The organism is Acidovorax sp. AC410, assembly GCF_979253235.1.
This window is the reverse complement of the sequence record NZ_CEEDCG010000001.1, coordinates 332,082-352,233: the sequence shown is the minus strand read 5'-3', so window position 1 is coordinate 352,233 and position 20,152 is coordinate 332,082. Positions and strand designations below refer to the sequence as shown.

Genomic DNA, 20,152 nt, shown 5'->3' with positions numbered 1-20,152 from the left:
GGATTGCACGGTGTCTCAAAAGGCCTGAAATGACCGATCCCCAACAGCCTGGAACCCCGGGTTCCGACAAGAATTTCCCCCCATCGCAGGACCTGTGGTCGCAGTCGGCCACGCCCGCTGGCGCCCGCGCGGCCGTGCAGGAGCCCGGCTGGGAGCGGGCCACGCTGGAGAAGCTGGCTTTTGCGGCCCTCAGCGAGCAGCGCTCGGCCCGCCGCTGGAAGATTTTTTTCCGCTTTGCCTGGCTGTTCCTGATCGTGGCGCTGGCCTTTGGCGCCATGCGCCAGGCATCGACCGGCGCAAGCAAGAGCACGCCGCACACGGCGGTGGTGGACATCAAGGGTGAAATCGCCTCGGGTGCCGAGGCCAGTGCCGAGTTCGTGGTGGCGGCCATGCGCAGTGCCTTCGAGGACGAGGGCTCGCAGGCCGTGGTGCTGCTGATCAACTCGCCGGGCGGCAGCCCGGTGCAGGCCGGCATCATCAATGACGAGATCGTTCGCCTGAAAGCCAAGTACAACAAGCCGGTGTATGCCGTGGTCGAGGAGACCTGTGCCTCGGCCGCCTACTACATCGCGGCGGCGGCCGACGAGATCTTCGTGGACAAGGCCAGCATCGTGGGCAGCATCGGCGTGCTCATGGACGGCTTTGGTTTCACCGGCATCATGGAAAAGCTCGGCGTGGAGCGCCGCCTGCTCACGGCAGGCGAAAACAAGGGCTTCCTCGATCCCTTTAGCCCCCAGACCGAAAAGCAGCGCGAATACGCGCAGGCCATGCTCAACCAGATCCACCAGCAGTTCATCGGCGTGGTGAAGGCGGGTCGCGGTGACCGGCTCAAGGTCACGCCCGAAACCTTCAGCGGCCTGTTCTGGACCGGCCAGCAGGCCGTGGAGATGGGTCTGGCCGACAAGCTCGGCAACCTCGACTTCGTGGCACGCGAGGTGGTCAAGGCCGAGGAGATCATCGACTACACCCGCCGCGACAACGTGGCCGAGCGCCTGGCCAAACGTTTCGGCGCGGCCATGGGCATCGGCGCGGCCAAGGCGATGATGTCCGCCGGGCCGCAGCTGCGCTGATCAGGAGTCGATTGCGCCAGCCTTGCGCTGGCGCGATCCGTCTTCGAGGATGGTGTCGTCGGCCACCAGCTTGCCTGACTCGTCCCACTGCCTGCGCGCCTCCAGCCGGGTGCGGCCCCGGGCATCGGGCGCTGTGTAGCGGTCTTCCTGGGCCATGCGGCCATTGGCATGGAACTGCTGCTGCGCACCGATGGGGAACTGCTCGGCGGTGAGCAGCTCCCGGCGCGTGAGCCGGCCTTCGTCGTCGCGCAGTTCGCGCTGGATGCGGGCGGACTCCCCGGTGCCGGTCATCGTCGAGCGTTCGCGTGCCGCCCCGTTGAGGTACCAGCGCTCGAGCAGCACCTCCCGCCCCTGGGCGTACCCGCGCTGCTCGATCAACTGGCCGGTGCTGCCGAAGCGGCGCAGGCTGTGCAGCGGCCCGCGTGTGTCGCGCAGAAAGCGCTGTGGCTCATCGGGTGCAAAGATGCGCTCCTCGCGCAGCACACTCTTGCCGCCCTCGGTGAAAAAGCTGCGGTGCACGCGCCGGCCTTCCTCGTAGAGCATCTGCTGCGCCACCACACCATCGTTCGTCCAGTCGGTGGACAGCAGCAGCCGGCCCTGGTCGTAGCGCACCTGGCCGGCCTTGGCACCCGAGCCGGTGTAGAGCGAGGTGTCGGTGGCGCCCTCGAAGCCGCAGGGCTTGCGGTCTTCGGGCAGGACGCTGGCGCGTGGGCATTGCAGCCGCGTGGGCTGGCCAGCGGCGTTGTATTCGATGACGAATTGCTCCTGTCCTGCGGCATGGAAGGACAGGCGCTCGGGTCGCCCATTCGCGTCGAAGCGGCGCACCGCCCCGACCGTGCTCCCGTTCTCCGCGAATTCCTCGCGCTTGAGCTGGCCGTTGGACCAGAACTCGGCCACGCGGCCTTGGCTGTTGCCGCGCTCGTTCACGCTGCGCTCGCGCGTGAGCTTGCCTTCGCGGTCGAAAAATCGCTCCCGGCCCAAGTACTTGCCGTCCTTGAGCTCCTGCTCGCGCTGCAGCTGGCCGGTGCTCTCGTCGCGGCAGCGCAGCAAGCCGGTCAGTCCCGCAGTTTCGGCGCCGTTGGATGGGTTGACGCTCTTGCCGTTGAATTCGCAGCGGATGATGGCGTTCGCACCCGTAGCGCAGGTGCCCAGGGTCAGCAGCAGGAGGGCGGGGAGGCGTCGCATGGCGTGAAAAAGGCTCAGCGGCCCAGTGCGAACACGATGGGTGTGCGGTTGCTGGGGACCAGGGGCTGGGCGCGCCACTGGCGCACGAGCTGGCTGCGGATCTGCGCGCTGGGCAGCGTCAGGCCGCTGGCCATTGCCAGGCGGGTGTGGGGCTGCAGGGCCTGCACCAGGGCCTGCCAGAGCGCGGGGTTGCGGTAGGGCGTCTCGATGAACAGCTGGGTCTGGCCGGTCTTGAGGGCCAGAGCTTCGAGCTCGCGGATGCGTTGCGTGCGTTCCTGCCCGTCCTGCGGCAGGTAGCCGGCAAAGGCAAAGCTCTGGCCGTTCAGGCCGCTGGCGGCCAGGGCCAACAGCAGCGAGACGGGGCCGACCAGTGGCACCACGGGAATGCCCAGGTCGTGCGCGGCGCGCACCACGGACGATCCCGGGTCGGCCACGGCTGGCATGCCGGCCTCGCTGACCAGGCCCATCGCGTGGCCGGCGAGGGCGGGTGCCAGCAGGGGCCTGGCATCGAAGTGGGCCGAGCCCTTGTCTCCGTGGTCGCCTTTCTTGTGTACCTCGCGTGGTAGCTCGGTGATCTGTTGCTGCTGCAGGGGCGTTGCCAGTGGGTGCAGGGCATCGATGCGCTTCAAGTAGGCGCGGGTGCTCTTGGCGTTCTCGCAGATCCAGTGGGTGAGCTGCGCGGCCTGCTGCAGGGTGCCGGCGGGCAGGGCCTCCTGCAGCGGGATTTCCACATCGCAGCCGAAATCGAGCGGGGCGGGCACCAGGTACAGCGTGCCGCTGGCGGCGGCGCCGGACGGTGCATCCGTGGGCGTGGCGGGGCGGGTGCTCATGGCAGGACCACCCCGGCGGCGCGCAGCATGCGGCAGGTGCGGATCAGCGGCAGGCCGATGAGGGCCGTGGGGTCGTCGCTGTGGATGGCGTCCAGCAGGGCGATGCCCAGGCCTTCGCTCTTGGCGCTGCCGGCGCAGTCGTAGGGCTGCTCGGCGCGCAAGTAGCGCTCGATCTCCTCGTCCGACAGGTCGCGAAAGCGCACTTCCACGGGGGCGATGTCCACCTGCTCGAAGCCGCTGGCCTGGCACACGGTGGCCACGGCGGTCTGGAAAATCACGGTTTGCCCGCGCATCTGGCGCAGTTGCTGTACGGCGCGCTCGTGGGTGCCGGGCTTGCCCAGTGGTTGGCCGGCCAGGTCCGCCACCTGGTCGGAGCCGATGACCAAGGCTTCGGGGTGAAGGCGGGCCACGGCCCGGGCCTTGGCCAGGGCCAGGCGCAGGGCCAGATCGCGCGGGGCTTCGCCCGGGTTGGGGGTTTCGTCCACGTCGGGCGAGGCGACCTCGAAAGGCAGGTTCAGGCGCGAGAGCAGTTCGCGGCGGTAGCGGGAGGTGGAGCCCAATACCACAGGGCGTTGCGGGGCAGGGGATTGATGCATTCGCCGATTCTCTTACACTGCCGCCATGACCAAGGAATTCTCAGTGGACCGGCTCGACGTCAAGGCCTTCGCCTTGGCCGGCGCGCGCCTGGCCGGCCATGATTCCCTTTTGAAGTATGAGCGCCTGGCCCAGGAGGCCCGGGGACTCCACCCCGACCTGCTGGTGGACTGGCAGGCGCAGGGGGAAGTGCGCACGGCACTCGGCGGCGCAGGCCAGGTGTGGCTGGTGCTCAAGGTGCGCGCCACCTTCCCGATGGAATGCCAGCGCTGCCTCACGCCCGTGGACGTGCCGCTGGAAGTGGACCGCGCCTTCCGTTTCGTGGCTGACGAGGCCACGGCCGAGGCCCTGGACGACGAGAGCGAAGAGGACTTGCTGGCAATGACCCGCGAGTTCGACCTGCACGAGTTGATCGAGGACGAGTTGCTCATGGCGCTGCCCGTGGTGCCCAAGCATGACGAGTGCCCGACAGCTGTGCCGCTGGCATCAACGGACGATGACTTTGAGGCGGCGAGCGCCGACAAGCCCAATCCCTTTGCTGCCCTTGCCGGCCTTAAAAAAGACAACAAGAAGCACTGAATTCATTTGGGCTATAATCGAGGGCTTCGCGCGAATCCCCTCGTGTCTTCTATGGGCCCATCGCGTATTTACCAACCTATTTAAGACCAGGAGCCATCATGGCCGTTCAGCAAAACAAAAAGTCCCCTTCCAAGCGCGGTATGCACCGTTCGCACAATGCCCTGAATGTGCCAGGCATTGCAGTGGAACCCACCACGGGCGAAACCCATCTGCGCCACCACATCAGCCCCAACGGTTTCTACCGTGGCCGCCAAGTGCTCAAAAACAAGTCTGAAGCCTGATCTTCAGTACCCCTCAAAGGCCCGTTGCTACTGACTTTGTAGCGCGGGCCTTTGTTTTGACCGTTGTATCCATCTTCCGGCCTGCGCTGTTGGCCGGACAAGTCGCCCATGATCACACTGGCTGTTGACTGCATGGGGGGCGATCACCGGCCCCCGCGTCACGCTCGCGGCGTGCCGTCAGTTCCTTGGCAATCACCCGGATGCCCGCTTGCTGCTGGTCGGCCTGGCGGACAGCCTGAAGGATTTTTCCCATGACCGCGCCACCATCGTCCCCGCCACCGAGGTGGTGGCGATGGATGATCCGGTCGAAGTGGCCCTGCGCCGCAAAAAAGACTCTTCCATGCGCGTGGCCATTCAGCAGGTCAAGGATGGCACTGCGGCAGCAGCCGTCTCTGCCGGCAATACCGGCGCCCTGATGGCCATTGCGCGCTACCTGCTCAAAACCCTCGACGGCATCGACCGGCCTGCCATTGCCACCCAGTTGCCCAACAACCAGGGCCGCGCCACCACGGTGCTGGACCTGGGGGCCAATGTGGATTGCTCGGCAGAGCACCTGCTGCAGTTCGCGGTGATGGGTTCGGCCCTGGTGTCGGCCCTGCGCGATGATGGCGGAGAGCCCACCGTGGGTTTGCTCAATATTGGTGAAGAGATCATCAAAGGCAGCGAAGTCATCAAAAAAGCGGGTGAACTGCTGCGATCTGCGGCGGAAGCGGGCGATCTCAATTTCTACGGCAACGTCGAAGGCAATGACATCTTCAAGGGCACGGTGGACATCGTGGTCTGTGACGGATTTGTCGGTAACGTGGCGCTCAAGGCCAGCGAAGGGGTCGCCGCCATGGTGATCGGAGGGCTCAAAAATGAGTTTTCCCGAAACATCTTCACCAAAGCTGCCGCTATCGTCGCTTATCCGGTGCTAAAAGCCCTGATGACCCGCATGGACTACCGGCGCTACAACGGCGCGGCCCTGCTCGGGCTGCGCGGACTGGTGTTCAAGAGCCATGGTTCGGCCGATGCCATGGCCTTCGAGCAGGCCCTGAACCGGGCGTATGATGCAGCCCGCAACAACCTGCTCGACCGTGTCCGGGCCCGGATTGCGCATGCGGCGCCGCTCCTGGCCCCTGCCGATGCCCAGCCCCGGCCTGCAGCGGCGACGACACATTAATGAGACGCTATTCCCGCATCACCGGCACTGGCAGCTATCTGCCACCGCGCCGGCTCACGAATGCCGACCTGGTGGCCGAGCTGGCCCGTGATGGCATCGAAACTTCGGACGAATGGATCGTCGAGCGCACGGGAATCCGGGCGCGGCATTTTGCAGCCCCCGATGTGGCGGCCAGCGATCTGGGCCTCGAAGCGGCGCGCAATGCCCTCTCGGCTGCTGGCCTGCAGGCGCAGGACATCGACCTGATCATCGTTGCCACGTCCACGCCGGACATGGTGTTTCCCTCGGTGGCCTGCATTTTGCAGAACAAGCTGGGGGCCAACGGCTGCCCGGCCTTCGATGTGCAGGCCGTGTGCAGCGGCTTCGTCTATGCATTGGCCGTGGCCGATGCCATGATCCAGACCGGCGCTGCCAACCGTGCGCTGGTGATCGGTGCCGAGGTGTTCAGCCGCATCCTCGATTTCAAGGACCGCACCACCTGCGTGCTGTTCGGTGACGGCGCCGGGGCCGTCGTGCTGGAGGCGTCCGATACCCCGGGCATCCTGTCGAGCGACCTGCATGCCGATGGCAAGCATGTCGGCATCCTGTGCGTGCCGGGCAATGTCTCGGGTGGCCAGGTGCTTGGCGACCCGGTGCTCAAGATGGATGGGCAGGCGGTGTTCCGGCTGGCCGTGGGGGTGCTGGAAAAGGCGGCCCACGCGGTGCTGGCCAAGGCCGGCCTGACCGAGGCCGACGTGGACTGGCTGATTCCCCACCAGGCCAACATCCGCATCATGCAGGGCACGGCACGCAAGCTCAAGCTGCCGATGGACAAGGTGGTGGTCACGGTGGACCAGCACGGCAATACCTCGGCGGCCTCCATTCCGCTGGCGCTCGACCACGGTGTGCGCAGCGGGCAGGTCAAGAAGGGTGAAACGCTGCTGCTCGAAGGCGTTGGCGGCGGATTCACCTGGGGCGCCGTGCTCCTGAAGCTGTAGCCTGCCGCCTCGCGCGGCCTGCATAACCCGATTCCTTTCTTTTATCTGTGCTGGCATGAAGTCATTTGCATTTGTTTTTCCCGGGCAGGGCTCGCAGTCGGTCGGCATGCTCGACGGCTGGGGTGACCACCCCGCTGTGGCCGAGGCCCTGCGCGAAGCCTCGGATGCGCTGGGCGAGGACATTGCCCTCCTGATCAAGGAAGGCCCCAAGGAGGCGCTGGCGCTGACCACCAACACCCAGCCCGTGATGCTGGCCGCCGGTGTGGCGGCATGGCGCGTGTGGCGTGCCGAAGGTGGTGCTCTGCCGGTGGCCCTTGCCGGGCACTCGCTGGGCGAGTACTCGGCACTGGTCGCCGCGGGTGTGCTGACGCTGTCGCAGGCGGCGCCCCTGGTGCGCTTGCGTGCTGCCGCCATGCAGGAGGCCGTGCCCGTGGGCACCGGCGCCATGGCCGCCATTCTGGGCATGGAGGCTTCCAGGGTCATCGCCGGTTGCGCCGAGGCGGCGGCCACCTTTGGTGCGGGCAGCGCCGAGGTGGTGGAGGCCGTGAATTTCAACGACCCGATCCAGACCGTGATCGCTGGCACCAAGGCTGCGGTGGACAAGGCCTGTGAGGTGCTCAAGGCCGGTGGCGCCAAGCGCGCGCTGCTGCTGCCGGTGTCGGCGCCCTTCCATTCGAGCCTGATGAAACCCGCAGCCGACAAGCTGCGCGAGGCGCTGGCCAGCGTGGCGCTGGCGGCACCCGCCATTCCCGTGGTCAACAACGTGGATGTGGCAGTACACAGCGATGCCGATGCGATCCGTGATGCCCTGGTGCGCCAGGCCTTTGGCGCGGTGCGCTGGGTGGAGTGCGTGCAGGCGCTCAAGGCGCGCGGCGTGACGCACATCGTGGAGTGCGGCCCCGGCAAGGTGCTGGCGGGCCTGACCAAGCGCATCGACCCCGAGCTGGTCGGTGCGGCAGTATTTGACACGGCCTCGCTGGCCGAAGCACGGGAGTTGCTGGCATGACGGAATCTGTTCAACCCATCCAGGTGGCCCTGGTCACCGGCGCATCGCGTGGCATCGGTGCGGCGATTGCATTGGAACTGGCCGTGCGTGGCTACCAGGTGGTCGGTACGGCCACCACCGACGAGGGTGCGGCGCGCATCTCTGCGGCCCTGGCGGCCTACCCGGGCAGCAAGGGGGTCAACCTCAACGTGAACGACGGTGCAGCCATCGAGGCCACCATCGACGCCATCGTCAAGCAGCAGGGTGGTCTGCACGTGCTGGTGAACAACGCCGGCATCACGCGCGATACGCTGGCCATGCGCATGAAGGACGACGACTGGGATGCCGTGCTGGACACCAATCTCAAGGCGGTCTTCCGCGTGAGCCGCGCCGCCATCCGTCCCATGATGAAGCAGCGTTTCGGGCGCATCATCAGCATCACCAGCGTGGTCGGTGCATCGGGCAACCCAGGCCAGGCCAACTACGCTGCCGCGAAGGCCGGTGTGGCCGGTATGACGCGCGCACTGGCGCGTGAACTGGGCAGCCGCAGCATCACGGTGAACTGCGTAGCCCCTGGATTCATCGAGACCGACATGACCGCCGGCCTGCCCGAAGAGCAGCAAAAAGCCCTGCAAACGCAGATCGCTTTGGGCCATCTGGGCAAGCCTTCGGACATCGCACACGCGGTCGCCTACCTCGCTTCACGCGAGGCGGGCTATGTGACCGGGCAGGAGTTGCATGTCAATGGCGGCATGTACATGTAATTGTTGAAAGATAACGCCGGTTCATCCGGACGGCGGGCTGCTGAGGGGCTTCTCCTTAAGCGGCTAGAATCGCGGATTCATTCACAACCCCCAGAGGGAAACCATGAGCGATATCGAAGCACGCGTCAAAAAAATCATTGCCGAACAACTCGGTGTGGAAGAGTCCCAAGTCACCAATGAAAAGGCCTTCGTGGCAGACCTCGGTGCCGACTCGCTCGACACGGTGGAACTGGTGATGGCCTTGGAAGACGAGTTCGGCATCGAGATCCCTGACGAAGACGCCGAGAAGATCACGACGGTGCAAAACGCCATCGATTACGCCAACACCCACCAGAAGGCCTGAGCCGGCGCACTGCGCCTGACTTGAGCGATCAGCAGAAGGTTTTTACGCATGAGCCGTCGTCGCGTTGTCGTGACCGGCCTGGGTTGCGTCAGCCCCGTGGGAAACACGGTGGCCGATGCCTGGGCCAATGTCCTCGCCGGAAACTCCGGCATTGACCTCATCACCAAGTTCGATGCGTCGAACTTTGCCTGCAAGATTGCAGGGGAGGTCAAGGGGCTTGACCTGGAGTCGTACATCAGCGCCAAGGACGCGCGCGCGATGGACACCTTCATCCATTTCGGCATTGTCGCGGCAGCGCAGGCCATACAGGATGCGGGGCTGCCCACCGGAGAGGCGCTGGACGACGAGTTCGCCACGCGCATCGCCTGCGTGATCGGATCCGGGATCGGCGGCCTGCCGCTGATCGAGGACACCCATGCCGAGCTGACCAACCGCGGACCACGGCGCATCACGCCGTTCTTCGTGCCAGCATCCATCATCAACATGGTGGCGGGCCACGTGTCCATGCGTTTTGGCTTCAAGGGCCCGAACCTGGCGGTGGTGACGGCCTGCACGACGGGTCTGCACTGCATTGGCGAGGGTGGCCGCATGATCGAGTACGGCGATGCCGACGTCGTGATTGCCGGTGGCACGGAATCCACGGTGTCGCCCCTGGGCATCGGTGGCTTTGCCGCGATGCGTGCCCTGTCTACCCGCAACGACGACCCTAAGACGGCATCACGTCCCTGGGACAAGGACCGCGACGGCTTCGTGCTGGGCGAAGGCGCGGGCGTGCTGGTGCTCGAAGAATACGAGCACGCCAAGGCCCGTGGCGCCAGGATCTATGCCGAGCTCAGCGGCTTCGGCATGAGTGCCGATGCCGGCCACATGACCGCCCCGAACATGGATGGCCCGCGCCGCGCCATGATCAGCGCCATGCGCAACGCCGGTATCAACCCCGACGATGTGGGCTATCTGAACGCGCACGGTACCTCTACGCCCTTGGGTGACCTCAACGAGACCAATGCCATCAAGGCGGCGCTGGGCGATGCCGCCTACAAGACGGTGGTCAGTTCCACCAAGTCGATGACGGGCCACCTGCTGGGTGGCGCGGGCGGGATCGAAAGCGTGTTCACCGTGCTGGCGCTGCACCACCAGAAGGTGCCGCCGACCATCAACCTGTTCAACCAGGACCCCGAGTGCGATCTCGATTACTGTGCCAACACGGCCCGTGATCTGAAGATGGACTATGCACTCAAGAACAACTTCGGCTTTGGCGGGACCAACGGCTCCCTGGTGTTCAAGCGGGTCTGAGCGGCCTTTGCCTGCACGCCTGGCGTGTGTTGCGCAGCCATGGCGCGCGCTGGCATGCGGTTTGCGGCAAACTGCGGGGCGATGATGTCTCTGCATTGCCCTTTTCCTCCATGAATTCCGCGGCGCGCCAGGCTCCTGCCGTGCGCTTTCCGGTGCGGCGCAGCCGCGCCGTGGGCGGCGTGCTGGCCGCCATTGCCCTGACCGGTGCGGCTGGGCTGCTGGCCTGGTGGCTGCTGGGTACGGACCTGGAAGCGGCTTGTGCCGTTGCCGGTGCCGCTGCATGGCTGGCGGCGGCCGCAGGCGCCTTGCATTGGTGGTGCAGCCAGTTTTGCGGGGAGCTGCAATGGGATGGCCAGCAATGGCGGCTGGACAGCCTCCGTGCGGGACACGCGCCGATGCCGCTGCGGGGAGCCCCCGAAGTGCAGTGGGATCTGCAAGACCACCTGTGGGTCTGTGTCCATGCCGCGGCAGGGCGGGGGCGCATCTGGCTGTGGCTGGAGAGCCGCCAGCAGCCCGAGCGATGGCCCGATCTGCGCCGTGCGGTATATTCGCGCGCCGCAATGGGCGTTGTGATTGCCCGAGAGTTCGCGCCGATCCACAGCCGACAGGCGTGAAACCAGAGATTCGATGACAGCCCAAACGCCGCCTCCCACGCCTGACAACAGCGACCTCCTGCTCGTGGAGCGCACGGTAGCGGGCGACCAGCGGGCGTTCGAGCTGCTGGTCATCAAGTACCAGCGCCGCATCGAGCGCCTGATTGGCCGCATGGTGCGTGATACCGACATCATCCAGGACATCGCGCAGGAAACCTTCATCCGTGCCTACCGGGCTCTGCACCAGTTCCGGGGGGATGCGCAGTTCTACACCTGGCTGTACCGGATTGCTGTGAATACGGCCAAGAAGGCGCTGATGGACATGAAGCGCAACCCGGTGATTTCGGAAAACGCCTTGAGGGGTGCCGATGATGAAGATGAAACTTCTCGTGTCGGACACGAACTAACCAGCGACGAGACCCCTGAGACGGTGCTGGCTGCCAATGAAATAGCCCAGGCGGTGAATGCCGCCATGGAGGCGCTGCCCGAGGATTTGCGCCAGGCGGTGACGCTGCGCGAGATCGAGGGGCTCAGTTACGAAGAGATCGCCGCCGCCATGGGGTGCCCCATCGGCACGGTGCGGTCGCGGATTTTCCGTGCGCGGGAGGCGATTTCGGCCCGCGTGCGCCCGATGCTGGAAAACCAGACGGGCAAAAGGTGGTGATGGTGTGGTGTACGGCAAGTGCGAAGCAGTGTCTGGTGACGGATATGCAGGTGAGACCATGAACAATGATGTGACGACGACGAAGCGCGAACAGATTTCGGCACTGGCCGATGGCCAGTTGCACGGCGATGCGCTTGCGGACGCCATGGCGTGCGCCGGCGATGACGACGGCCTGGCCACGTGGCAGCTCTACCACCTGGTGGGTGATGTGCTGCGCTCGAACGAACTGGCGCGGGCCGACGGCAGCAACCTGCTGCTTGCGCGCCTGCGCGAACAGATGGCCCAGGAGGCCCCGCTGCAGCGCCCGGTGGCGCTGGCGCCCGAGCCCGAACTGGCCGTGGTGGCGCAGGCGCAGCAGCCTGCGGCCAATGCCTCGGTGTTCCGCTGGAAGATGGTCGCCGGTGTGGCGTCCCTGGCGGCCGTGGCGGCCATAGGGTGGTCGTCCATCGGCGCATTGCAGGGTGGCAGCGGGCCCTCTGGCGCGCAGATGGCGGTGGTCGGAACCCCCGCGATCCAGGCTGCCCAGGTTTCCCAGGGAATGCCGCCCTCCGCGCCCCTGGTTGCCGTGGCCGACAGCGAAGGGCAGCAGGTCATGATCCGCGACCCGCGCCTGGATGAGTTGCTGGCGGCCCACAAGCAGTTTGGCAGCACTTCTGCGCTGCAGATGCCTGCGGGCTTCCTGCGCAACGCCACGTTTGCCACGCCCGGCCGCTGAGAATCGCCGGTTGCCTCGGAATGGGATTGATGCCTGATTTCGCCCCCGTGGTTGCCGCGCAAAGCCTGCGGTGGCGCCAGGCGGTCACGAGCGCGGCCTTGTGGGTCTGTGCCGGTATGGGCTTCGTGGCGGGTGCGCATGCCCAGTCCGTGCAAGGGCCGCAGGCATCCGCGTTGCCGCCGCTGTCGGTGGTGACCCCTGCCCGGGATATCGGCCAGTGGATCGAGCGCATGCACCAGGCGCCTCGCAACCGTTCCTATGTCGGCACCTTCGTGGTGCTGTCTTCCTCGGGCGCCATGTTCAGCTCGCGCATCTGGAATGCCTGCGATGGCAAGCAGCAGCTCGAGCGTGTGGATGGTCTGAGCGGCAAGCCACGCAAGGTCTTTCGGCGCAACGACGAGGTGCGCACCTTCCTGCCCGAGGAGCGCACCGTGCGCACGGAGCGTGGGGATGCGCGGGGCCTTTTCCCGCAATTGCCGTCGGTGCAGGGGACATCCCTGGCAAAGCACTATGAAGCCCAGATGCTGGGCCAGGAGCGCGTGGCTGGCCTGGATGCCGATGTGGTCTGGTTCAAGCCGCTGGACCCCTTGCGCTTCGGTTACCGCATCTGGAGCGAAAGGGAGTCGGGGCTGGTGGTCAAGATGCAGACCCTGGCGACGGACGGCAGGGTGCTGGAGCAGGCAGCGTTCTCCGAGCTCGACCTCAATGCCTCTGTTCCCATGGACAAGCTCGCCCGCATGATGGACGACGTGTCGGGCTACAAGGTGATCGCTCCGGCGGCGGTCAAGACGACGGCGCAGGACGAGGGGTGGAGGCTGCGCCAGCCGGTGGCGGGCTTCGTCGCCCAGAGTTGCCACAAGAGGGCGTCTGCAGCGCCTTCTGGCGCGCCTGCGGTGCTGCAGTGCCTGTATTCCGATGGCCTGGCCACGGTGTCGCTGTTTGTGGAGCCCTTCGATGCGCAGCGCCACGGTGCGCAGGGCCAACTCGGCAGTGTCGGGGCCACGCAGATGCTGGGCCAGCGCATGGTGCCCGATGCCTGGGTGACGGCGGTGGGCGAGGTGCCGATGCAGACGCTGCGCCTGTTCGTCGGGGCCCTGGAACGCGCTCGCTGAGCCCGGGGCGCCGCACTGCGGCAGGGGTGTGGGATTTCGGGAACCATTTGCCGGCCCTCCTTTCACACGCAGTGACAGATTTTTGACGTTCCCCACATTTCATGAAAGGTCGATGATGTCCAAGTTTGATTGGAGTACGCTGCGTGCCCTGGCGATGTCGGGCATGCTGGCGACGGTGGCCGGTGTGGCTGTTGTGCCCACGCAGGTGGCGATGGCGCAGTCTGCGGTGGTGCGTGGCTTGCCCGATTTCACCGATCTGGTGGACCAGGTCGGCCCCTCGGTCGTGAACATCCGCACGCGCGAAAAGGCCTCGGAGCGTTCGGGTGCGAACGGCATGGACGAGGAGATGCTGGAGTTCTTCCGCCGCTTCGGCGTGCCCATTCCCAACATGCCGCGCCAGCAGCGCCCCCAACGTCCGCAGCAGGAGGAAGAGCAGCAACCGCGCGGCGTGGGCTCGGGCTTCATTCTCACGGCCGACGGTTTCGTGATGACGAATGCGCACGTGGTCGACGGGGCGGACGAGGTCATTGTGACCCTGACCGACAAGCGGGAATACAAGGCCCGTATCGTGGGCGCCGACAAGCGCACCGACGTGGCCGTGGTCAAGATCGAAGCCACCGGGCTGCCGGCGGTGAAGGTGGGCGACGTGAGCCGCCTGAAGGTGGGGGAGTGGGTCATGGCCATCGGCTCACCCTTCGGCCTCGAAAACAGCGTGACCGCCGGTATCGTGAGCGCCAAGCAGCGCGACACGGGCGACTACCTGCCCTTCATCCAGACCGACGTGGCCATCAACCCCGGCAATTCCGGCGGTCCGCTGATCAATATGCGTGGTGAGGTGGTGGGGATCAACAGCCAGATCTATTCGCGCTCGGGCGGTTTCATGGGCATCTCGTTTGCCATCCCGATGGACGAGGCGATCCGTGTCAGCGAGCAGTTGCGCTCTTCGGGCCGCGTGACGCGGGGCCGCATCGGCGTGCAGATCGGCAACGTCACCAAGGACGTCGCGGAGTCGATCGGCCTGGGCAAGGCGCAAGGCGCTGTGGTGACTGGCGTCGAATCGGGCTCGCCTGCGGACAAGGCCGGGGTGGAGGCGGGCGACATCATCACCCGCTTCGACGGCAAGCCCATCGAGAAGGTGGCGGACCTGCCGCGCCTGGTCGGCAACACCAAGCCCGGCACCAAGAGTGCCATCACCGTGTTCCGCCGTGGCAGCGCACGCGATCTGTCCATCACTGTTGCCGAGATCGAGCCCGACAAGCCGGTGGCCAAGGCCGTGGAGCGCGAAGAGAAGCCCAAGGCTTCGGCTGCGGCCCAGCAACTGGGCCTGTCCGTACTGGAGCTCACCGATGCCCAGAAGAAGGAGCTCAAGCTCAAGGGCGGCGTGGCCGTGGCATCGGCCACCGATGCCGCTGCGCGTGCAGGCCTGCGCGAAGGCGATGTGATTCTTTCCGTTGCCAACACGGAGATCGTGGGCCTCAAGGATTTCGAGGCGGTGGTGTCCAAGGCGGACAAGAGCAAGCCCCTGAGCGTGCTCTATCGCCGCGGCGAATGGACCCAGTATGCGGTGATTCGCCCTCTGCGCTGAGGGGCTTGCCGGGTTTCAGGGGGTGCGGGACGGGGCCGTCCCGGCAGCAATTCCCTCTGCCTGCGGTGGGGTTTTCCGGGAAATTGACGCCGGAATACGGCACCCGCTGGGGCCTGAAAAAAAATTGAGGGGTTAGCTCTCGCTAACTTCCGAAGAGGGGCATCAACCAGTTTCGATAGAATGCAGGGATCTGTTCAACCGTTATGTGCATATTGAGCGGCTCCTGCTCCACCATGCGGGATGCTCCGTGCTCATGCACAGCTGATCCACAGCTCACCCACAAGTTGTTCATCTATGTGTGGGCTGAATCTGTGAATAAACTGTGTATAAAATTCCTGTTGCAGTCAGGCAACGACCCTTTTCCTGCCAGTGCCGGGCTGCTCCCGACACGCTTTTTGCCTACAATGAAGATCCAACTATCGCAGTTGCCAATGATTGTTGGTTCAGGGCGCGTCGCCACTCGACGCGCCCTTTTTTCTTGTGCGCGCCGTTTTAATTCAATTACTTGACGCTTCCCGTTGATGAACCACATCAGAAATTTTTCCATCATTGCGCACATCGACCATGGCAAGTCGACGTTGGCCGACCGCTTGATCCAGCGATGCGGCGGCCTTGCAGACCGCGATATGGAGGCCCAGGTTCTGGACTCGATGGATATCGAAAAAGAGCGTGGGATAACCATCAAGGCGCAGACCGCTGCGCTGCAGTACAAGGCCCAGGATGGACAGGTCTACAACCTCAATCTGATCGACACGCCAGGGCATGTCGACTTCTCGTATGAGGTGAGCCGTTCGCTGTCGGCATGCGAAGGCGCGTTGCTCGTCGTCGATGCGTCGCAAGGTGTCGAAGCACAGACCGTGGCCAACTGCTACACCGCTCTGGACCTTGGTGTGGAAGTGGTGCCCGTGCTCAACAAGATGGATCTGCCCAATGCCGATCCGGAGAATGCGAAGGCCGAGATCGAGGACGTGATCGGCATCGATGCAGAGGATGCGATCCCCTGCTCGGCCAAGACCGGCATGGGCATCGACGAAATCCTCGAAGCCATCGTGGCCAAGGTGCCTGCTCCGCGTGGCAATGCCGACGGTCCGCTGCGCGCGATGATCATCGACAGCTGGTTCGACAGCTACGTCGGCGTGGTGATGCTGGTGCGCGTGGTCGATGGCCGCCTGCTCAAGGGCGAGCGCATCAAGATGATGGCCAGCGAAGCGGTGTACAACGCGGACAACCTCGGCGTGTTCACCCCCGCCAATGAGTCGCGCAACTCGCTCGACGCAGGGCAGGTGGGCTACATCATTGCCGGCATCAAGGAGTTGCAGGCCGCCAAGGTGGGCGACACCATCACGCTCGAAAAGAAACTGCCCAACAATGCCGGGCCAGCCACCGAAGCGCTGCCGGGTTTCAAGGAAATCCAGCCCCAGGTGTTTGCCGGCCTGTACCCGACGGAAGCCAGCGAGTACGACTCGCTGCGCGATGCGCTCGAAAAACTCAAGCTCAACGATGCCTCGTTGCACTATGAGCCCGAGGTCAGCCAGGCGCTGGGCTTTGGTTTCCGCTGCGGCTTCCTGGGCCTGCTGCACATGGAGATCGTGCAGGAGCGCCTGGAGCGCGAATTCGACCAGGACCTGATTACCACGGCGCCCAGCGTGGTCTACCAGGTGGTCCGCGCCGATGGCGAGACCGTCATGGTCGAGAACCCGTCCAAGATGCCCGATCAGGGCCGGATGGAAGAGGTGCGCGAGCCCATCGTCACGGTGCACCTGTACATGCCCCAGGACTACGTGGGCCCGGTGATGACGCTGGCCAACCAGAAGCGCGGTGTGCAGATCAACATGGCCTACCATGGCCGCCAGGTCATGCTGACCTATGAGATGCCGCTGGGCGAGATCGTGCTCGATTTCTTCGACAAGCTCAAGTCGGTCTCGCGCGGCTATGCCTCGATGGACTACGAATTCAAGGAGTACCGTGCCTCCGACGTGGTCAAGGTGGACATCCTGCTCAATGGCGAGAAGGTCGATGCGCTGTCCATCATCGTGCACCGTTCGCAGTCGCAGTACCGTGGCCGGGCCGTGGTCGGCAAGATGCGCGAGATCATCAGCCGCCAGATGTACGACGTGGCCATCCAGGCTGCCATCGGTGCCAACATCATCGCGCGCGAGACCATCAAGGCCCTGCGCAAGAACGTGCTGGCCAAGTGCTATGGCGGCGACATCTCCCGCAAGCGCAAGCTCCTGGAAAAGCAGAAGGCGGGCAAGAAGCGGATGAAGCAGATCGGTTCGGTCGAGGTGCCCCAGGAGGCCTTCCTCGCCATTTTGCAGGTGGAAGATTGATGCAGTTCATGCAAATTCTCACGGCCGCCATCCTGGCCGCCTTCGTTGGCTACATGGGCTCTTGGTACTTTGGCCTCATTGAAGGCAATTTTGCGCTGCTGATGTTCCTGGCCACGGTGGTCACGGGCGCCTTCTGGCTGGCGGAGCGCCTGTACTTCCTGCCCCAGCGCCGCCGCGCGGCCCAGGCGATTGAAGACGCTGCCGTGCAGCGCCGGGCCGAGCTTGATCGCATGGGCATCCAGAAGATCGATGTGGATGTGCAGGAAGCCCAGGGGCGCCTGCTCATGCAGCCCTGGTGGCTGGACTGGACCGCCGGTCTGTTCCCGGTGATCGCCGCCGTGTTCGTGCTGCGCTCTTTCCTGTTCGAGCCGTTCAAGATCCCTTCGGGCTCGATGATCCCGACCCTGCTGGTGGGCGACCTGATCCTGGTGAACAAGTTCACCTACGGCGTGCGCCTGCCGGTGATCAACACCAAGATCATCGAGGGCAACAAGCCGGTGCGCGGCGACGTGATGGTGTTCCGCTACCCTCCGCAGCCCAACCTCGACTACATCAAGCGTGTGATCGGTGTGCCGGGCGACGAAGTGGCTTACCTGAACAAGCGCCTCACGATCAACGGGCAGGCGGTGCCGACCACCCAGGCTCCGGACTTCTTCGAGGAAGACACCATGCGCTATTTCAAGCAGCTCGAAGAACAGATCGATGGCAAGGCCCATCGGCTGCTGAACAATCCGGATGTGCCTGGCTTCATCCAGGGGGCAAGCAATTTTGCCTACCGCGACAACTGCCGCTACAGTGTCGAAGGCGTGGTCTGTAAGGTGCCCGAAGGCCACTACTTCATGATGGGGGACAACCGCGACAATTCGCTGGATTCCCGCTACTGGGGCTTCGTGCCTGACGCCAATATCGTCGGCAAGGCCTTTTTTGTCTGGATGAATTTCGGTAATCTCAAGCGTTTCGGTCCTTTCCATTGACCGATAGCCCATTTCCAACAACACCGAGAGGGTAGAGCATGCATTCCAATCGTTTTGCCAGCCGTTCGCGCCAGCGCGGCCTGTCGTTCATCGGCGTGATTTTTATCGGGCTGATCTGCGTGGCGGCGTTTGCCATCGGCGGGCAGTCCTTGCCAATTTTCTTGGAGTACCAAGCGATCAACAAGGCTGCCGCGAAGGCGGCAAGAGAAGAGACGACAGTGCCGGGGATACGGGCAGCATTCGACCGTGCGAGCGCTATTGACAACATTAGCTCTGTCAAAGGCCAGGACCTGGAGGTTACCAAGCGCGGAGACAAGACCATCGTGAGTTTTAAGTACTCCCGCGAAATCCCCCTCGCTGGCCCGGCGTTTCTCGTCTACCGCTTCGAGGGACAGACCAAGTAGTGTCTCCGAGTCTTCTTGCGCTGCAGGACCGCCTGCAGCACCCCTTTTCCGACCCCTCCCTGCTGCAACGCGCCACCACGCACCGCAGCTTCTCGGCCGACCACAACGAGCGGCTCGAATTCCTGGGGGACTCCGTCCTGAACCTCGCGGTGGCGAGTCTGCTGTACCAGCGCCTGGGGTCTTTGCCTGAAGGCGATCTCTCTCGCGTGCGGGCCAACCTGGTCAAGCAGGACACCTTGCACCAGCTGGCATTGCGCCTGCGCGTGTCCGAGGTGCTGCGGCTGGGTGAGGGCGAGTCCAAGTCCGGCGGCCACCAGCGGCCCTCGATCCTGGCCGATGCGCTGGAGGCGCTGATCGGCGCGGTGTACCTCGATGCAGGCTACCTCCAGGCCGAAGCCCTGGTGCATCGACTGTTCCAGGCCATGGAGATCAACCCGCAGATGCAGGCCGCGTCCAAGGACGCCAAGACCGCGTTGCAGGAGTGGCTCCAGGGCCGCAAAATGAAGCTTCCGCAGTATGCCGTCGTGGCCACCGTGGGGGCGGCGCACCGCCAGACCTTCGATGTCGAGTGCGATATTCCCGAACTGGGCCTGACCGAGCGTGGCATCGGCGGCTCCCGCCGTGCCGGTGAGCAGGCCGCGGCGGCGGCCATGCTGGCCACACTGAAAGCAAAGAATCTATGAACGACGACGCCACCAACGACACGGCGGGCGATGCCGGCACCCCTCCTGGCCCCCAAACCCCGGGAGATCTGGACGCCATGCTGGCGGCTGCAGGTGCGCCGGCGGCCGTGCCGGGCCAGCGCTGCGGCGTGATCGCCATCGTTGGCAAGCCCAACGTGGGCAAGTCCACCCTGCTCAATGCCCTGGTGGGCCAGAAGATCAGCATCACTTCGCGCAAGGCGCAGACCACGCGCCACCGCATCACGGGCATCCGCACGCGCGAGCAGACTCAGTTCGTGTTCGTCGACACGCCGGGTTTCCAGACCCGCCATGCCACCGCGCTCAACAAGTCGCTCAACAAGACCGTGATGGGGGCCATCGGCGATGTGGACCTGATCCTCTTCGTTGTGGAGGCGGGCAACTTCACGCTGGCCGACGCCAAGGTGCTGTCGCTGTTCAAGCCCGGTATCCCCACCTTGCTGATCGCCAACAAGCTCGACATGGTCAATCGCCGCGCCGAACTGGCGCCCTGGCTCAAGAGCATGCAGGAGCGCCACCCGTTCGCCGAATTCGTGCCCATGTCGGCCAAGAACAAGGGCGACATCGAGCGCCTCTTTGGCATCTGCGCCAAGTACCTGCCCGAGCAGGCCTGGTGGTATGGCGAGGACGAACTCACCGACCGCAGCGAGAAGTTTCTGGCCAGCGAAACCGTGCGCGAGAAGCTGTTCCGCTTCACGGGCGACGAATTGCCCTACACCTCCACCGTGGTCATCGACAAGTTCGAGGAAGAGGCGAGCAAGCAGCACAAGCGCCTCGTGAAAATTGCCGCCACCATCGTGGTCGAGCGCGACAACCACAAGATGATGGTCATCGGCGACAAGGGCGAGCGCCTGAAACGCATCGGCACCGAGGCGCGCCAGGAGCTCGAAAAGCTCATGGACGCCAAGGTGTTCCTGGAGCTCTGGGTCAAGGTGCGCTCGGGCTGGGCCGACGACGAAGCGCGCGTGCGCTCGTTCGGCTACGAGTGAGGGCATGACCGCCCTGGTTGTC

The 20,152-nt window shown here is 64.8% G+C and carries 21 protein-coding genes and 1 pseudogene; 19 read left to right on the top strand and 3 right to left on the bottom strand.

What is annotated here, in order from left to right:
• Positions 1–29 precede the first annotated feature (29 nt).
• Positions 30–1,070 carry a S49 family peptidase gene (locus AC0IZS_RS01600; RefSeq protein ID WP_471634042.1) on the top strand — a complete coding sequence of 347 codons (1,041 nt, stop codon included), beginning with the start codon at positions 30–32 and terminating at the stop codon, positions 1,068–1,070.
• Here the strand turns inward: AC0IZS_RS01600 and AC0IZS_RS01595 are convergent, their stop codons facing one another.
• From AC0IZS_RS01595 to AC0IZS_RS01585, 3 genes are read right to left on the bottom strand one after another with little or no spacing between them, the layout of a single operon-like run.
• Entirely contained in the window at positions 1,071–2,255 is a 1,185-nt protein-coding gene (locus tag AC0IZS_RS01595; RefSeq protein WP_471634041.1) for a toxin-antitoxin system YwqK family antitoxin, read from the bottom strand.
• Between the two features lie 14 nt (positions 2,256–2,269).
• The gene (locus tag AC0IZS_RS01590; RefSeq protein WP_471634040.1) at positions 2,270–3,085 is read right to left on the bottom strand and encodes an SAM-dependent methyltransferase; all 816 of its coding nucleotides are present in this window, start codon (positions 3,083–3,085) and stop codon (positions 2,270–2,272) included.
• On the bottom strand, positions 3,082–3,681 hold the full coding sequence (locus AC0IZS_RS01585; RefSeq protein WP_471634039.1) for a Maf family nucleotide pyrophosphatase: 600 nt from the start codon (positions 3,679–3,681) through the stop codon (positions 3,082–3,084). Before AC0IZS_RS01585 ends, AC0IZS_RS01590 begins: the two co-directional genes overlap by 4 nt.
• A 25-nt stretch (positions 3,682–3,706) precedes the next feature.
• Here AC0IZS_RS01585 and AC0IZS_RS01580 point away from each other — a divergent pair, with 25 nt between their 5' ends.
• The 18 genes and pseudogenes from AC0IZS_RS01580 to era all read left to right on the top strand — a co-directional run bounded on the left by AC0IZS_RS01580 (position 3,707) and on the right by era (position 20,130).
• The gene (locus AC0IZS_RS01580; protein ID WP_471634038.1) at positions 3,707–4,258 is read left to right on the top strand and encodes a YceD family protein; all 552 of its coding nucleotides are present in this window, start codon (positions 3,707–3,709) and stop codon (positions 4,256–4,258) included.
• 98 nt (positions 4,259–4,356) lie between these two features.
• On the top strand, positions 4,357–4,539 hold the full coding sequence (rpmF, locus tag AC0IZS_RS01575; RefSeq protein ID WP_005794249.1) for a 50S ribosomal protein L32: 183 nt from the start codon (positions 4,357–4,359) through the stop codon (positions 4,537–4,539).
• Between the two features lie 108 nt (positions 4,540–4,647).
• Positions 4,648–5,701: pseudogene (plsX, locus tag AC0IZS_RS01570) on the top strand (phosphate acyltransferase PlsX).
• Positions 5,701–6,678, top strand: coding sequence for a beta-ketoacyl-ACP synthase III (locus AC0IZS_RS01565; protein ID WP_471634037.1), 978 nt, complete (start codon positions 5,701–5,703; stop codon positions 6,676–6,678). Before plsX ends, AC0IZS_RS01565 begins: the two are co-directional and overlap by 1 nt.
• Positions 6,679–6,733: 55 nt before the next feature.
• Complete coding sequence (gene fabD, locus AC0IZS_RS01560) at positions 6,734–7,684, top strand: ACP S-malonyltransferase (protein ID WP_471634036.1); 951 nt, start codon at positions 6,734–6,736, stop codon at positions 7,682–7,684.
• On the top strand, positions 7,681–8,427 hold the full coding sequence (gene fabG, locus AC0IZS_RS01555) for a 3-oxoacyl-ACP reductase FabG (protein ID WP_471634035.1): 747 nt from the start codon (positions 7,681–7,683) through the stop codon (positions 8,425–8,427). Before fabD ends, fabG begins: the two co-directional genes overlap by 4 nt.
• A gap of 103 nt (positions 8,428–8,530) precedes the next feature.
• Positions 8,531–8,770, top strand: coding sequence for an acyl carrier protein (gene acpP, locus AC0IZS_RS01550; RefSeq protein WP_003058049.1), 240 nt, complete (start codon positions 8,531–8,533; stop codon positions 8,768–8,770).
• A 48-nt stretch (positions 8,771–8,818) separates the two neighbouring features.
• On the top strand, positions 8,819–10,063 hold the full coding sequence (gene fabF, locus AC0IZS_RS01545) for a beta-ketoacyl-ACP synthase II (protein WP_471634034.1): 1,245 nt from the start codon (positions 8,819–8,821) through the stop codon (positions 10,061–10,063).
• A gap of 110 nt (positions 10,064–10,173) precedes the next feature.
• The gene (locus AC0IZS_RS01540) at positions 10,174–10,677 is read left to right on the top strand and encodes a hypothetical protein (RefSeq protein WP_471634033.1); all 504 of its coding nucleotides are present in this window, start codon (positions 10,174–10,176) and stop codon (positions 10,675–10,677) included.
• Positions 10,678–10,690: 13 nt separating this feature from the next.
• A complete protein-coding gene (gene rpoE, locus AC0IZS_RS01535; protein WP_471634032.1) occupies positions 10,691–11,320 on the top strand; it encodes an RNA polymerase sigma factor RpoE in 630 nt (209 codons plus the stop codon).
• 58 nt (positions 11,321–11,378) lie between these two features.
• On the top strand, positions 11,379–12,035 hold the full coding sequence (locus AC0IZS_RS01530) for a sigma-E factor negative regulatory protein (protein ID WP_471634031.1): 657 nt from the start codon (positions 11,379–11,381) through the stop codon (positions 12,033–12,035).
• Between the two features lie 29 nt (positions 12,036–12,064).
• On the top strand, positions 12,065–13,147 hold the full coding sequence (locus tag AC0IZS_RS01525; protein WP_471634030.1) for a MucB/RseB C-terminal domain-containing protein: 1,083 nt from the start codon (positions 12,065–12,067) through the stop codon (positions 13,145–13,147).
• 115 nt (positions 13,148–13,262) lie between these two features.
• Positions 13,263–14,732 (top strand): Do family serine endopeptidase, encoded by a 1,470-nt coding sequence (locus AC0IZS_RS01520; protein ID WP_471634029.1) that lies wholly within the window; start codon positions 13,263–13,265, stop codon positions 14,730–14,732.
• 521 nt (positions 14,733–15,253) lie between these two features.
• Positions 15,254–17,062 carry a translation elongation factor 4 gene (gene lepA, locus AC0IZS_RS01515; protein ID WP_471634028.1) on the top strand — a complete coding sequence of 603 codons (1,809 nt, stop codon included), beginning with the start codon at positions 15,254–15,256 and terminating at the stop codon, positions 17,060–17,062.
• Positions 17,062–18,036 (top strand): signal peptidase I, encoded by a 975-nt coding sequence (gene lepB, locus AC0IZS_RS01510; protein WP_471634027.1) that lies wholly within the window; start codon positions 17,062–17,064, stop codon positions 18,034–18,036. Before lepA ends, lepB begins: the two co-directional genes overlap by 1 nt.
• Positions 18,037–18,074: 38 nt before the next feature.
• Positions 18,075–18,440 carry a DUF4845 domain-containing protein gene (locus AC0IZS_RS01505; protein ID WP_471634026.1) on the top strand — a complete coding sequence of 122 codons (366 nt, stop codon included), beginning with the start codon at positions 18,075–18,077 and terminating at the stop codon, positions 18,438–18,440.
• Positions 18,440–19,123: a ribonuclease III gene (rnc, locus tag AC0IZS_RS01500; protein WP_471634025.1), complete on the top strand. Its 684-nt coding sequence runs from the start codon at positions 18,440–18,442 to the stop codon at positions 19,121–19,123. The genes AC0IZS_RS01505 and rnc overlap by 1 nt, the downstream gene beginning before the upstream one ends.
• Positions 19,120–20,130 (top strand): GTPase Era, encoded by a 1,011-nt coding sequence (era, locus tag AC0IZS_RS01495; protein WP_471634024.1) that lies wholly within the window; start codon positions 19,120–19,122, stop codon positions 20,128–20,130. Before rnc ends, era begins: the two co-directional genes overlap by 4 nt.
• Positions 20,131–20,152: the final 22 nt, after the last annotated feature.